This window comes from Paenibacillus ehimensis NBRC 15659 (assembly GCF_004000785.1).
Taxonomy (GTDB): Bacteria; Bacillota; Bacilli; order Paenibacillales; family NBRC-103111; genus Paenibacillus_G; species Paenibacillus_G ehimensis.
The window spans coordinates 80151-95083 of sequence record NZ_BILX01000013.1; the positions used below are offsets into that span (position 1 = coordinate 80151).

13 protein-coding genes are annotated in these 14933 nt (G+C 61.7%); all 13 read right to left on the minus strand.

Annotated features, from left to right (window positions below):
• Nucleotides 1–66: 66 nt before the first annotated feature.
• Entirely contained in the window at nt 67–795 is a 729-nt protein-coding gene (locus PEH01S_RS10330) for a glycosyltransferase family 2 protein (protein ID WP_127485248.1), read from the minus strand.
• Nucleotides 795–1991 carry a glycosyltransferase family 2 protein gene (locus PEH01S_RS10335; RefSeq protein WP_025849740.1) on the minus strand — a complete coding sequence of 399 codons (1197 nt, stop codon included), beginning with the start codon at nt 1989–1991 and terminating at the stop codon, nt 795–797. Before PEH01S_RS10335 ends, PEH01S_RS10330 begins: the two co-directional genes overlap by 1 nt.
• Nucleotides 1992–1999: 8 nt before the next feature.
• Nucleotides 2000–2803: a glycosyltransferase family 2 protein gene (locus PEH01S_RS10340; RefSeq protein ID WP_127485251.1), complete on the minus strand. Its 804-nt coding sequence runs from the start codon at nt 2801–2803 to the stop codon at nt 2000–2002.
• 66 nt (nt 2804–2869) lie between these two features.
• Nucleotides 2870–3784, minus strand: a complete 915-nt coding sequence (locus PEH01S_RS10345; protein WP_246062870.1) for a dTDP-4-dehydrorhamnose reductase family protein — start codon at nt 3782–3784, stop codon at nt 2870–2872.
• A 64-nt stretch (nt 3785–3848) separates the two neighbouring features.
• Nucleotides 3849–5627, minus strand: coding sequence for a glycosyltransferase family 4 protein (locus PEH01S_RS10350; RefSeq protein ID WP_161782250.1), 1779 nt, complete (start codon nt 5625–5627; stop codon nt 3849–3851).
• A 210-nt stretch (nt 5628–5837) separates the two neighbouring features.
• Complete coding sequence (locus tag PEH01S_RS10355) at nt 5838–6101, minus strand: hypothetical protein (RefSeq protein WP_025849744.1); 264 nt, start codon at nt 6099–6101, stop codon at nt 5838–5840.
• A 107-nt stretch (nt 6102–6208) separates the two neighbouring features.
• On the minus strand, nt 6209–7369 hold the full coding sequence (locus tag PEH01S_RS10360) for a CgeB family protein (protein WP_127485253.1): 1161 nt from the start codon (nt 7367–7369) through the stop codon (nt 6209–6211).
• Between the two features lie 46 nt (nt 7370–7415).
• Complete coding sequence (locus PEH01S_RS10365) at nt 7416–8531, minus strand: CgeB family protein (RefSeq protein ID WP_127485255.1); 1116 nt, start codon at nt 8529–8531, stop codon at nt 7416–7418.
• Between the two features lie 21 nt (nt 8532–8552).
• A complete protein-coding gene (locus tag PEH01S_RS10370; RefSeq protein ID WP_036713939.1) occupies nt 8553–9017 on the minus strand; it encodes a dTDP-4-dehydrorhamnose 3,5-epimerase family protein in 465 nt (154 codons plus the stop codon).
• Entirely contained in the window at nt 8974–9867 is an 894-nt protein-coding gene (gene rfbD / locus PEH01S_RS10375; RefSeq protein WP_127485257.1) for a dTDP-4-dehydrorhamnose reductase, read from the minus strand. Before rfbD ends, PEH01S_RS10370 begins: the two co-directional genes overlap by 44 nt.
• A complete protein-coding gene (gene rfbB, locus PEH01S_RS10380) occupies nt 9864–10850 on the minus strand; it encodes a dTDP-glucose 4,6-dehydratase (RefSeq protein WP_127485259.1) in 987 nt (328 codons plus the stop codon). Before rfbB ends, rfbD begins: the two co-directional genes overlap by 4 nt.
• The gene (locus PEH01S_RS10385) at nt 10847–11569 is read right to left on the minus strand and encodes a sugar phosphate nucleotidyltransferase (protein WP_025849750.1); all 723 of its coding nucleotides are present in this window, start codon (nt 11567–11569) and stop codon (nt 10847–10849) included. The genes rfbB and PEH01S_RS10385 overlap by 4 nt, the downstream gene beginning before the upstream one ends.
• Nucleotides 11570–11768: 199 nt before the next feature.
• Nucleotides 11769–14852, minus strand: a complete 3084-nt coding sequence (locus PEH01S_RS10390) for a leucine-rich repeat domain-containing protein (RefSeq protein ID WP_127485261.1) — start codon at nt 14850–14852, stop codon at nt 11769–11771.
• Nucleotides 14853–14933: the final 81 nt, after the last annotated feature.

Sequence of the window (14933 nt, forward strand, 5' to 3'; positions counted from 1 at the left end):
GCGCTCCGCTTTTCTAGTATTCTATGCGCCCGAAGCGCCAGGGACCACGGTATTTGCCCAACCCGTTCATATAAAAGATTGCGGATCGACTCCCCATTTGTCGATGAACTTCTGGCGGTTCGTCGCCAGCAAAGCTTTGATTTTTTGCTCGTTTTCGAGCCGGAAGCTTGCGCTGCCTTCGTGGTAGATGAAGGCGTCCCCCGCGATCAGCAGACGGTATCCCGCTTGCCGGGCGCGGTAGCAATAGTCGTCATCTTCAAAATGTCCCGGCGAGAACCGCTCGTCAAGCTCCCCTATGCGCTCCATCAGCTCGCGCTTGAACAGGAAGCACAAGCCGACGATCCGCTCCGTCTGCCGCCATTTTCCGCTGTCCGGCCGGTTCATGCGCGCCGCCATATCGGCGATCGAGGTGAAGGGTTCCTCGAGCTGCTGCTTGCCGCTGGCATAGTTCGTCATGGGGCCGACGATACCGACATCGCCGCCGCTGTACAAGCAGCGCATCAGATTGTCCAGCGCGCCGGCCGTCAGCCGCGTGTCGTTGTTCAGCAGCATCAGCGCATCACCCGATGAGAGCCGCAGCCCGAAGTTGCACGCAGCGGGAAAACCGCGGTTTTCGGGCAGCGAGACGAGCTTGACTTCATGCTTCAAGCACAGCCGCAGCGACGAGTCGGTGGAGCCGTTATCCACCACAATCACCTCGTGAGGCATGGTGACATGCTGGCGGATCGATTCCAAACATAAAGCCAGCCACTCGGCTCCGTTATAATTCGGAATAATGATACTGATGGTCTGCATCAGGCATCGCCTCCGATATAGCGTCGTTTGCGCAGCATATCCGGGTAAATGAGCCGCTCGCCCAGCCGGTCGGTGGCCAGCTTCAGCGCTTCCAGATGGTCCCCCACGATCATGGAGGCCACCGGATTGCGGCGGCCGCTGTTCAGCTTGCGCCGCTTGTTGCCCCGGATGACGTTAACCCGGCCCGCATGGCCGACCCGGAGCTTCTGAAGCAACGCAAGCGCCTGCGCCTTGGGCGGGACCGCGAGCAGCTCCAGGCCCAGCGTCTCTACCGCGCGCCGCGACAAAGCGTGCGGCACGGCCGTGAGCGAGCCGGCCTTCAGATCCGGTCGGCCAAGCGCCATGTTCAAAAATTGCTTCATGATCGTGACGGAATCCTGACGGCCGAACGATCCCAGATACGGATGAATGTTGTTAAGCGCCACGTCGAGTCCTTGTTCGATGCCGTGGACGAAGGGCACGAGCTGCTCCGCCGGAATCGGCATATCCCCGTCCGTGAAAAGCAGGATGTCGGCCCGGGCCAGCTTGGCGCCGATCGCTCTTCCTACGTCGTGACCGAGCGCCTGCGGGTAGGACAGCACGATAGCCCGGGAAGCCGCTCTGGCTTGCCGGAACGTGCCGTCGATCGAGCCGTTGACGATGACATACGTCTCGTCCGTCAGCCGGCCCGCTTCCTTCAGCACGGCGGCGATCGTGCGCTCCTCGTTCTTGGCCGTTACGATAACGGCTACCGAGCGCTCCGTCGGAAGCGGCACCCAGTCCGGCGCCGGCCGGCCCATGCCTGCGAAGAAGCCGCGAACATAGCCGGCCGCCGCTGCGTGATAGCGGCCCCACGGGTAACCGGCCAAGCCGCGTTCCTTCACCCGCGCCGTCCAGCGGCGGTTCAGCAGCCCGCGCAGCTCGCTCTCGCCCTCCGGCGGCGCCGGCGGAGTGTCCTCGCGGCCAAGCTGCAGGCCGAGCTGATAAGCGGCCCCGCCGTAAGCCCGGGACGCCGGCGGCTTCCTGGGCAGAAACAGCCGAGGGCCGGAGGCGGTACGCTTCCGGCCCCGCTTCCGGACGCGCTTGACCGCCGCAGCACGCTTCTTCCGCGCGGGGGCAGCCGTTATGACCGCCTTGCCGTTTTCTACCGGCGGCTGGCGGACCAGGCGGCCCCGAACCGCCGGTTTCTCAAACAACATTGCCTGTTGCTGCCTCATCGATGAATTCACCTCACCATGTCGCGGTTTCGCATCAAATCGGTATGGCGTCCGCGTTCGCCCGTTGTCGTGGTCAACCAGCGAATCGCCTCCAAATGATCACCCATAATCAATTGACCGACCGTATCGGTGCCAAGCATCGTCCAGCGCCGCTTGCGCCGCGGATTCAAGCGTCCGACCGGCACCAGATGGACCGGCCGCACGACAAGCCCCTTCTGCACAGCCATCGCGTGCGCCTTGGGGGGAACCGCGAGCGCCTCCGCTCCGATCGCTGCGAGCGCCTTGCGGCTGATCGCATGGGGAATGGTCGTCATCGAAGTCCCCTGCAGATCGGTCCGGCCGAGCGCCGCGTTCAGCGCGTGCTTCGCCAGAACAACCGGATGGACGTTTCGTGTCCGGATCGGTCCCAGGTAGCGGTTCAAGGCCACATCTACCCCGTGATGCACCGCATGAACGAACCGTCTCATATCGCGCGCGGGAATCACCATATCGCCGTCGAGGAACAGCAAAATTTCCCCCTTCGCAAGATTGGCTCCGATACTGCGTCCCACGTCGTGACCGAGCGGCTCCGCGAAGCTGACGACCCTCGCGCCCATCGTTTCGGCGATTTGCTTCGAGCCATCCGTCGAACCGTTAGCCACAACGATGATTTCCAGCTTCCCCGCACCGATCTTCATCACTTCCCGGAGCACGGAAGGCAGCTTTCTCCGCTCGTTGATGACCGGAATAATGACCGAGACGTTCGCCGTCCGCACCGCAGCCGCCCCCAGGGCGCCGCCTTTCCGATTACGGGACTTGCGAATATGCCGCATAGGGCTCCCTCCTCTCATGAAACGATTCCGCATTGCCCCCGCCCCGGAGAAAACGCCGCGTCTCCGCTACGGGGCCGCTTCCATCCATTCTCGCAGTTCTTCGAGCATATGGTCGTAGCCGGGCACGGCAAAATCAAGCTCGGGACGGGTCGAGCGCAGCGTACGGTCCAGCGCTACGGTATCGTCGGGCCGGATGCGGACATCGCGCTTCTCGAAGATCCGCTTCATTCGCTCCAGCAGCTCGTATTTGCTGACGGTCTCCCCCGCGGTCAAATGCACGATGCCGCTTAACCGGTCTCCCCGCTCCGCCGCATAGTGAATAAACCTCGCCAGCTCCAGCGTCGTCACCCCGTTCCACGGCACGCGGACGAATCCCCGGATCTCCCCCTGCTGCCTCAGAAACCAAGGCAGCAGCCCGCCGCCTTCCTCCTGCAGCTCCGGTCCGATCAACGACGTGCGGATCGTCAGATGAGGGGCGCGCACCACTTCGCCAAGCGCTTTCGTTCTGGCATACGCCGTCGTCCCATCGGGCACGTGGCGTTCTTCGTAGCAGCCGCGATCCCCCAGAAACACGCTGTCCGTGCTGATCTGGATGAGCCGGGCGGCCAGCCGGTCGGCCAGCTCCGCAAGCTGATGCGGCAGCAGACCGTTGATCCGCACGGCCTCAAGCTCCCGTTGCCGGGCCGCATCGTACATGATCCCGAGGGCGTTGACGATCAGATCGGGACGCACGGCCTCCACCAGCTTATCGACCATCACGCTATCCGAAGCGTCGAGACGAAGACCCGCCCCCGGGAGCGGCCAAGGCCGCCTGCAGTCTGTTTTTTCTTGCTCCGTCGTATAAAACACCTCATACGAAGTGCGCGCCGCCAAATACCGCAGCAGCATATGTCCCGCCATTCCATCGCCGCCGATCACGAGCACTTTCATCGGCTCATGCCTTCCGTACGGCCGCCTTTCCTCATCGCGGTGCCTCACCACCTCTTGCCGCCTCCCCGATTGCAATGCCTATTTCGCCAAGGCTTCCGCCAACCGCAGCCAACCGTCAAGGGCGGGCCCGGGTGCGCTTTCGGCGTTGAAGCCTCCTGCGGCGTGCCGGGTTATTGCGAATGCCCCGACTGCCCCGGCCCGCTTGCTTTGTTCCAAGACGCCAGCGGCCCTTGCGCTTGCGCCTGGTGCGCCGCTTGCGATCTGCGGGGCCTTGCAGCGCCTCGCCGAGCGGCAGGGCGAGCAGTTCGGCGCCCGGCAGCCGCACGACACGAGTCGGATCGAGGCCCCGCTGCCGCAGCGCCGCTTGCGATACAGCCGGCAGCCTTCGGCCGCCGGTCAAAAGATACACAATCCGTCCCCTGCCTTTAGCCAGCATGACCGACGGCCGGTTCGGAGGCGACGGAGGATCGTGCCGCAGAGCGCGCCCCGTCGGGAACCGGTGCAGCACCGCATCCGGCACCACGCGGATATCCTCTCCCCGATAGCGGTAAAACCGGAACGCTTCTGCGGAAGCAAAAGGCCGCTTCGTGCCATGCTCCAGCAAAAACACGGCCGGGCTCCACTTTCCTTTGTAGACGGCGTTGGACCGGAGCACAGGCAGCGAACCCGGCTTCCGCCCGCGCCGAAGCTCCAAGACACGCTTGCGGACACTCGCCATCAGCATCGCAAGCCGCTCCCGGTACGCGTCCTCCCCGTACGCCGCCTCGGCGGAACGCCGGCTGGCTTCCGCCCTGGCGTCCAGCTGCGCTCCGGCCTCCAGACACTTCAGCACGCGGTCCGTCAAAGCCGCAACGTCTCCTTGCGGCGCCAGCAGCCCGGAGCCGCCGGTTGCCGTGAGCATCTCTTCCAAGCCGCCGCTCCGGTAAGCGATGACGTTTTTTCCGAGCAGCCATCCGTCAAGCGCCGTCATGCTGAAGCTTTCCGCACACAAGCTCGGCACGACGATCAGATCCATCGCGGCCAGCACTTGTTCGCGATGCGGTTCGAGTTCCACGTAGTGAAACCGGCTCCCGTACCCCGATTCGTCGATCAAGCGGCGGCAGCTGCGGTAATGCGATTCGTCGCAGACGCTGCCGGCGATCAGGAAACGAACGTCCGGTTGCGCGGCCGCCACCTGCACAGCCATAGCGGCGAACGACGCGAGTCCCATTTCGGGCTTCAATCGAGGAGAAGCGAAGCCGACGATCCGGTGCTTCTCGTCGACCGGCAAAGCGGATCGGAGCTTGTGGCGATGAACGGGATGAAGATCCGGGTTTAGTTCCTCACGCCTTCGGGTCGGAGGGAGAAGGAAAATTTTGCTCTCGGACGCTCTTGTGCGCAGCGGCGCAAGCGAGGCGTCCGACACGCCGGCAATCCAGTCGGCGTAACGCTCGATCCGCTGCCCGGTCTGCGGCGTCCAAGCCGGGTCGGTTACCGTTTCGGTCAACAGCCAGAGCACCGGAATGCCGAGCGTCTTGGCCGCGGACGCAGGAAGCACGGGATGGGGGCCGCTGACAAGGACGATATCCGGCTGCCGCATATGCAGCAGATTGGCGAGGGGCCCGAACGCCGGATGCCGCCGGATAGCGGCGTCCGGCGCTTCCCCATGCTCTGCAGACGGATGGTAGGGCGGCACCGGATGCACGATGACCGGCAAGCCGGCTTCGGCCGCCAGGACGCCGGGTTCGTCGGCCACAAGCAGACATTCAGCCTGTTCTTTCAGCTCCCGGATCAGCGTCAGCATATATTTTTCCGCGCCCGTCAACGCCTGCCTGCCGCCGTTCGGAGCAAAAAGCATGATACGGAGCGGAGCCGGAGAACGTTCCGCCCGCAGCCCGCCGCTTTCCTGTTCCACCTGCATCCCCTCCGCCTCGGTTTTGTATTCAAGTCTTTATAATATATTAGGGAGATAACCCGTCCGGCACGACATTTACCTATTCTGGCGCCTAAAGAGCGGCTCATGCCTGTCATGCCTTCCGGAAGGCTTGTCCGGTTTCGCGGGATCGGAACGCCGGGACATTCCTTCTTGAGGAATCCCCGGCATGTCGGCCCCGCGGCTTTGCGCTCAGCCTTGCGAAGCTCCGCCGTCTTGAAGCCCTTTGGCGAAGCCCAACGCAAAGCCTTCATTGTACGCTTTGTCGAATGCTTCATTATAAATCTGCTCGAAGCTGCGCCGCCTTGGCCTTGCGGTCCGCCGCCGCCGTCCCGTCTTCATCGTGCGGCGTCCGGCCCGCCGCGGGTTGCGGAGCGGCCGAAGGCTGCGTGTTCTCTTTCGGACCCGGCGCAGCCTGGTTCTGCCCGCCCGCTTGCGCGCAGTGCGTTTGGCCATCCTCCGTCCCTCCTTCCATCCGCATACGTCCCTATACCATATGCGGATGTTGGCGGAAACGGACGAAGCAAAAGCGCCTATTTCGCGGAAGACGGCAAGTCACCGCATCAGCCGGAGGCGCCTTCGAACAGAATGCGCATCATCTGCGCCATCCGATGGGGGTACGTGTGCTCCAGCATGGTGCGCCGCAGCGCATTAAGCGCGATAAACCGCCGCTCCTCTTCATGGTGCAGATAATAATCGATTTTGTGCATCAGCTCGCTTGGCGAAGCATAGGTGACGATCTCCAGTCCCGGCGTATAGAAGCGGGTAATGTCGCTGCGGACATCGGTGAGCAGCAGCGTCCCGCAGCCCGCAATCTCGAACGTGCGCGGATTCGGCGATACGGCGCCGACCCCTTGGCTGTTGAAGTTATAGCTCGGATCGTCCGTTGCCCGGTGCAGATTGATCACGATTTTCGTCCCGTTGTAATGCGCGGCCGTTTCCTCCGCCCCCATCCAATTGTTCAGGGCGATCTTCGGGCTCAGCAGCTGGAACTGGCGCAGCCGCTCCCACCAAATGCCCGCGATGTACGTGTTTCTCGCCGCCAGAAAAGGCGTCATCTGATCGAAAAAGGCAACCCGGTTCCAATAAGCGGAGCCGATAAAGCTGATATCGTGCCGGAATTGGATCGGCACCCGCTTTGGCCGGAAGATCGCCGGGTTCGAGCCAAAAGGCAAATAGTAGACCTGCCCGCAGCCGAGCCGGCGGTAAAACTCCACACAGGCAAGCTCCAGCGTAAATACGACGTCGTAATGCGTGACCAGGGGCGCCGTCAGATCGGTATAATACGGATCGTCCGTAAGCCAGATGGCCGTGCGGATTCCTTCGGCCCGCAGCTCGTCAATCCGTTCGACGGGAATATTCAACCCTTCCAGCACGAGCACGATATCGGGCCGCGTCTTGAGAGCCGCGGTTTTCCAATCCTGGCTCGGCTGCAGGACAATCAGCTCGCGCACGAGCCTCTGCAGCGCCCCCATCACCGCTTCGTCGAGCGGGGAATACGGGACGCCTTTGCCCGAGGTCACATACAGGACCCGGACGTCCCACCAGCCGATCGGATCGTTCGGCAGCAGCCGCATGACGGCATCGCACCGGCCGTAATGATAGCCGCCGCTCATGCCGAGCCGAAACCCATCCTCCCAGCCGCTGTGCCAAGCGGTGCGGCGGGCCTGAGGCACCCGCTTTGCCACTCGCTTTATGTTGGAACGCGCTGTTTTTCTGGACATGCTCCTGCCTCCTTTCTTGTGGTTGGCTGCTTGACGCCTTCCGGCTTCAGCAGCCGAGCAAGCCGAGCAGCTGGCCGATCCGCGTGACGAACGAATGCTCCTGCATCGTCCGCCGCAAGCCGTTCAATGCGATCGTCTGCCGCTCGGCGTCGTGCTTCAAATAATACTCCAGCTTATCGATCAGCTCTCCTGCAGACCGGTAGACGTCAAGCTCCACGCCAGGCGTATAATAACGGGTCAGATCGTCGCGCACGTCGGTAAGCTGCATCGCTCCGCATGCGGCGATTTCATAAGTGCGCGGGTTGATCGATTGCCCGGAGAGGCCCCGGAGGTTGCGGTTATCGCTCCCGTAATGCCGGCAGCCCCGGTGCAGATTGATGACGATCTTCGCTCCGTTGTAATAGCGCACCGTATCCTCGACCGGAATCCATCCGGGGCGGATGCTCGGCTTGAGCAGGCGGTATAGCCGCATTCGTTCCCATAGTCCTCCGCCGACGATCACCTTTTTGCCCGACAAGTACCCGGCAATCTGATCGAACAGCTCGACGCGGTTCCAGAACGCCATACCGATAAAGCAAATATCGGCTTGATAGCCGGAAGCGACAGGAACGGGCCGGAAGGTGTCGGTATCGACCCCCATCGGCACATACAGCACCTGGGAGCAGCCGAGCGACAAATAGAACGGCACGCAGCTCTGCTCGTGCGTCGCCACGGCATCGTAATGCGGAGCGATCGCTGCGGTATCGTCCGTAAAATAAGGGTCGTCGGCGAACCAGATCACCGTACGAATGCCGAGCTCGCGAATCCGGTCCACCTGCTGCAGATGATCGGCTGGAAACGTGTGAAGCCCGTTCAGCACCAGCAGCAGATCGGGCCGGTGCTGCTCCGCCAGCGCGAGCATGGCTTCCGGCGTCCCGACGACGGTTTCCCGTACCGTCCGCCGCAAGGCAGCGGCGACGCCGTTATCGATAGCCGGAAAGCCTTGCGGGATAAAGAGCACTTTCAGGTCATGCCAGGCCGGCGCGACCGGCGGGGCTAACGTCCGGACGGCCTCGCACCGTCCGTACCGATACCCTTGTTCGTAGCCGAGAAGCCCTCCCGCACGGCTTCCCTGCTGCCGCACGGCCGCTTTCCGGCGTGCGAGTTGTTGAGTCCGGCTCATTGCGGTCACCCTCCCTATTGATTACCGAAACCGGGTCGTCCAGTCAAAGCCGATCGCCGGATCGTCGTAGGCGATGCGGTATTCATCAGGCTGCTTCGGATCGTAAGCCAGATTGGTAAAATAAACGATCGTCGCCGGCTTGACGCCGAGCACCCGGTAGCCGTGAGCGACGCCCCGCGGAATGAACAGCAGATACGGATGATCTTCGCCCATGTAATACACGGACGTTTGCCCATACGTCGGGGAATCGGCCCTCATATCATGAAGCACGACCTGCGCGTGCCCGCTTGGAAAAAACCATATGTCGTCCTGCCGTTTATGGTAATGAAACGCCTTGATGACGCCCGGAAACGACATGGACAGCGACGCTTGGCCGAACCGGCCGAACAAAGCGTCGTCCTCCCGCAAAATTTCCATAAAAAAGCCGCGGTCATCGCTGTGCCTAACCAGCGGCTTCGTTTGAACCCCTTCGATCGTCGTTTTCATCGGTCTTCCCCCAATCGCTGCGCAAAAATGCCTTCAGCGCCGTTTTCCAATCCCTCATTCTCGGCAGCCCGGCGAGCCGCAGCCCCCGATCCGAGAACGCCGAATGCGCCGGTCGGGGCGCGGGCAGCACGTAATCGTCCGAGCGGGCCGGCCGAACCGTAATCCCGGTGCGCCCGGTCAGCTCCAAGATCGTCTTGGCCAGCGTCCATCGGGAGCAAAACCCCCGATTCGCCACATGATAGATGCCATATCGGTCCGTTTCCAGCAGCCCGCCGATGCATTCGGCCAAATCGTACGTGTAGGTCGGCGAGCCGAATTGATCGTCGACGACGGTTAACTCCTGCTGCCGTTCCGCAAGCGCCAGCACCTTCGTGACAAAGTTGCTGCCGTTCTTACCGTACAGCCACGACGTCCGGACGATAAAATGGTGCGGGCATACGGCCTGCACGAACTGCTCGCCGAGCAGCTTCGATTTGCCGTATACGCTGAGCGGATTCGTGCGGTCCTGCTCGTCGTACGGCTCTCCCTTGGTGCCGTCGAACACGTAATCGGTGCTGACATACACCATCCTGGCGCCAACGGATTCCGCGGAAATGGCGACGTGGCCGGCGCCGATCGCATTGATCCGGTACGTCTCTTCCGGCTCCGCCTCGGCTTGATCCACCTTCGTATAGGCCGCCGCATGCACGATGACCTCGGGCTTCGCCTCCGCAATGAGCCGGCGCACCGCCTTTTCGTCGGCGATATCCAGCTGCTGCCGGGTGAAGGCCGCACAGTCGTGCCGCCCCCCGAGCACCCGGACGAGATCCCGGCCCAGCTGGCCCCCGGCGCCGGTAATGAGCACCTTCATACGCCACCGCCCCTCTTGGCCGCTTCGCGCCACCAAGCTTCGTTGGCGGCATACCAAGCGACCGTGCGCTTTAGCCCCTCCTCAAGCGGCACCTGGGGCTGCCAGCCAAGCCGGCTTGCGATCTTGGCCGGATCGATCGCATAGCGCCGGTCATGACCAAGGCGGTCCGGGACGAACCGGATCAGCGATTCCGGCTTCCCGAGCTCGGCGAGAATCGCCCTGACGATGTCAAGATTCGTCCGTTCGTTGAGGCCCCCGATGTTGTACACTTCCCCGGGGCTGCCCTGATGCACGACCCGGTCGATAGCCGCACAGTGGTCCTCGACATACAGCCAATCGCGAACGTGAAGACCGTCGCCGTACACCGGTATAGGTTCGTCGCGTATCGCCCGCGTAATAATCGTCGGAATGAGCTTCTCCGGGTACTGGTAAGGCCCGTAATTGTTGGAGCAGCGGGTGGTGATGACAGGAAAGCCGTACGTCTCGAAATAAGCGCGGGCCAGCAGATCGGAACCCGCCTTGCTCGCGGAATAGGGACTGTTCGGCGCAAGCGGCGTCGTTTCGGTGAAAATCCCCTCGTCGCCAAGCGCGCCATACACCTCGTCGGTGGAAATATGAACGAATCGCGACACGCCGGCGCGCCGGGCTTCTTCGAGCAGACATCCCGTTCCCAGCACATTGGTGCGCACAAATGCCTGCGGATCGGCAATGCTGCGGTCCACATGCGATTCGGCTGCAAAGTGGACGACCGTATCGACAGTCTCCTCGTCCAGCACGCGTCTTACAGCATCCGCGTCCGCGACGTCCCCCCGCACGAACCGGTAATTCGGCAAAGCCGCGGCTTCGGCCATATTGGCCGGTTGGCCCGCATAGGTCAACAAGTCGTAATTGACAACGCGGTCCGCCGGGTAGCGCTGCAGCCAGTAGCGGATAAAGTTGCTGCCGATGAAGCCCATCCCGCCTGTGACCAACAGCGTCCTCATGGCTGCTCACGTCCCATCAGGCGGACGCCCGCTTCCATCAGGGAGCGATGGGTCCCCGCATCGGTCCACCAGCCGCTCAGCATGCTGTAGCTGAGCTCTCCGGCCGCAGCGTAAGCGTTATTGACATCGGTGATTTCCAGCTCGCCGCGCGTCGAAGGCTTCAGCGAACGAATGACGTTGAACACGTTCGAATCATATAAATAAATACCGGTAACGGCGTAATGGGAAGGCGGATGCTCGGGCTTTTCCACGATCCGGACAATGCGCCCGTCCACCAGCTCCGGCACTCCATAGCGCTCCGGGTCCGACACTTTTTTCAAAAACACGCGGGCCCCTCCCTTCTGCCGCTGAAATTCGTTCGCCGCCTGCTTTAACGAATCCTCGAACAGGTTGTCGCCAAGCAGCACCATCAGCTTCTCTCCGGGCCGGACGAACGATTCGGCGATTCCGAGCGCATGCGCAATGCCGCCCGCCTCGTCTTGAATTCCGTAGGTCACCTGTACCCCCCAAGGTTTTCCGCTGCCGATATACTCGGTATATAATCCGGCGGATTGTTTGCCGGTTACCAGCATCAATTGCGTGATGCCCGCTTCCGCCATTTTGCGGATGGCGTAGTGGATCATTGGATACTTGCCCACCGGGAGCAAGTGCTTGTTGATGATATTCGTCATCGGACGCAGCCGGGTACCGGTCCCGCCTGCGAGTATTATGCCTTTCATCGCGCTTCTCCTTTCTCTCGTATGATGAGTGTGCACGGTTTGTACGGATGAATGCCATGCTCATATGATATGCTCCCTTAAGGCTGGTCTGGTGGACGAATACCATACGGGCCGAAAAATTGGCTCTTGTACCGAAAACTATCTAAACGGCAAAAAGCCTGCCTCCGTTAATAGAGACAGGCCCGGTGAATACTCCGGATTATTGGTCATACCAATCCTTGCGGTAGCCGTTCTTAAACTCGCCCTCGTACTCCGGCTTGCCGTCCGTGTCGAACAGCTTGCCCCGGCCGTGCGCTTGCCCTTCCGCAAGCTCGCCTTCATACGTCGTGCCGTCGGCGTAATACAGCTTGCCGGTACCGCCGCGCGCCGCGTTGATGCCGGGCAGCGGCTGTCCTGTGGCGTCCGCAAAGCTGCCGCCCTCGCCGAATTCGGAGAAGTCGAAGGCTCCCGTGTAGACGGTGCCATCGGCATAATAAAGCTTGCCCCGGCCATGGAATTCGCCATCCTCGAATTCCCCTTCATAGAGCAGGCGGCCTTCTTTCGTGTAGGCCTTCCCGCTGCCCGACCACGTGCCGTAATCGAAGTCCCCCTCGTATTGCAGCTTGCCGTTTTCGTAGAACGATTTGCCCTGCCCTTTGGCATAACCGTCTGCGTACGCGCCTTCGTGCCATAAATGCCCGTCCAGGTCGAAGCTTTGACCGAAGCCGTTTCGTTTGCCGGCACGATACTCCCCCCGGTGGTTCAGCGTTCCGTCCTCGTTGTACATTTCGCCCCGGCCCTGCCGGACGCCGTCTTGAAACTCGCCTTTGTACACCGTGCCGTCGGCGAAGCGGTATACGCCCATGCCCTGGTCCGCTCCGTTCACAACCGCCTTCCCGGACGAATCGGCGAAGGAGCCGTGCTTTCCGTATTCTCCTTCTATGAATTCCCCGGTGTACGTATCCCCGTTATAGAACGTCAGCTTGCCTTGGCCGTGATAGAGCCGATCGCGAAACCCGCCTTCGTAGACCGCTTTGTCCTTCCGGTACTTCGTGCCTTGACCGTTTCTCGTTCCGTCCTTGAAGTCGCCGGAGTAGATCAAGCGGCCCTCCCAATCGTATTCCTTGCCTTGTCCGCTCCGTTCCCCGGCCTTGTAGCCGCCCTCGTAGCGCAGCTTGCCTTCCGTATTGTATTCCTTGCCGCTGCCGCTGCGCTCGCCGTCGGCATAGCATCCCTCGAATTGCAGCTTGCTTTCCTCGGTGTACACCTTCGTCTCGCCGTTCATCACGCCGCCGAGGAACGATCCTTCAATCCGTCCGCCTGCCATAAGATGATAGACCCCTTGACCGTTCGGCTCTCCACCTGCCGTCTCCCCTTCATACCAATCGCCGTTGGCGTAGAACTGAAAGCCCTTGCCGTCCTTCGCCGGGTCAAGCGTCCTTCCCTGCGCATCGAGGAACGTCCCCTTGCCGAACTCCCCGTCCTTGAACGTCCCCTTGTAAACCGCTCCGCTCGAAAAAAACATCGTCCCTTCATCAAAATGGTTGTCCTTAAACGCTCCTTCGAACAGCAGCTTGCCCGAGACGAAGTACTTGCCTTCGACTAACGTCTGGTCGTTGACTTTGCCCTCGAACCGTTCGCCGTTTGTATAATAGACGATGCCGTAGCCTTTTTTGACATTGTGCTCTATTTCGCCGACATACTTTTCCCCCGTCGCAAAATAGACGGTTCCTTTGCCGTGGAAGTTGTTGTCCTTGAAGTCGCCTTCATAGAACAGCCGGCCCTCCAAGAACAGCTTGCCGCGGCCGTTCAGCTTGCCTTGAACAAACTCGCCTTCCAGCCGGCTTCCGTCCGAATCGTACTTCTTGCCTTGACCGTTCGGCAGATCGTCCCGAAACTCCCCTTCCAGCAGCAAACGGCCGGCCGGGTCATATTGCTTGCCCTTGCCGTGCTTGCGGCCGTCCTTCCATTCGCCTTCGTATTCGATTTCGCCGCTGCCGGAGTATTGAATTCCTTGTCCGTTATACTTGCCGTTCTTCAGCCCGCCGCTGTAGATCAGCCGCCCCTTCTCGTCGTACCGCTCGCCGATGCCGTCCGTGACGTTGTCTACGATATAAACGGCTTGCCTGTCCTGATTCCAGACGACCAGCTTGTCCGCGGCTTCCCCTGCCAAACGCAGCGGCACCAGCGTCGTCCCGTTGCGAAGCTCCGGCGCGGCCGGCAGCTTGACGGTCTGCCCGTTCACAAGGGCTTCCTCCTGCCCGATCGTCAGCACGAGCTCCAGCCCCGGCTTCGTCCCGGTCACCTGGCGCAGCTCTTCGTTCCACGCCACCTGCAAGCCGAGCTTCCCGAACACGCCGCGAAACGGCACAAGCACGGAGCCGTTCCGGTTGAGAGGCGGCTCTTCGAAGGCGATCCGCTCGCCGCCGACAAACACGTTGATGCCGCGCTCATAGCCCGGGAACGCAGACGGGTCAAACTCGACAAGGACTCCGCGGTCCTGCAGCGCGCGCACCGTGTCCACAGAGCCCGCCTCCAGCGGGTTGCCGCTGAGCCGCACCTCGCTCAGCTTGCTCAAGTCCGCCAGCGCGCGGATGTCCGCGATCTTGTTGTCCCGCAGGTCGAGCGTCCTCAGCTCCTTCATAGCGGCAATGCCCGAGAGGTCCGCAAGCTGCGTATTCCGAAGCTTCAGATACTTTACTCCCGCAAGCTTCGCAATCTCTCCCAGCTTGCCGAGCGGATTGCCGGACAAATCCAGATAAAGCAGTCCCGCCAGCGAGCCGATGCCGTCCACGGCTTCGAGGCCCGCGCCGCTCGCCGCCAGGCTTTCCAGCCGCGTCAGCTTCCAAAGCGGAGCCGGGTCCTGCAGCGGATTGCCGCTCAGGAACAGATGCCTCAGCTTCGGCAAATCAAGCGGACGCACATCGGCGATCCGGTTATCCGACAGGTCCAAATAAGCAAGCTGCTTGAGCCCGCTGATCGGGTAGACGTCGCTGATTTGATTGCCGCTCACGTCGAGCCGCGTCATCCGGTGGGCGTACTGCAGCCCGACAAGCTGTGCGATCGGCCGCGTTTTCTTGCCGTCCGAAGCCAGGAGCCGGGAGAGGCTTTGCAGGTCCTCCGGCGTCAGGTCGCCCTCCGGCTTCTTCAACTGGCTGCGGATCACCTTTTCCAGATTGGCGTCGGGCACCAAGGCGGCTGCCGCGCTCCATACACGCTCCGCCGGAAGCGGCATGGCGAGCGGCGCCGCCATGACCCATGCGGATAGAAGCGTGATGGCATACATACGATGGTTACGGAACATTCGAGCGGATTCCCCTATTCGTTAAGGTATGTAGACGTTTGAACTATTGTATACTTTCGACATAATTCTACAGACCCATAG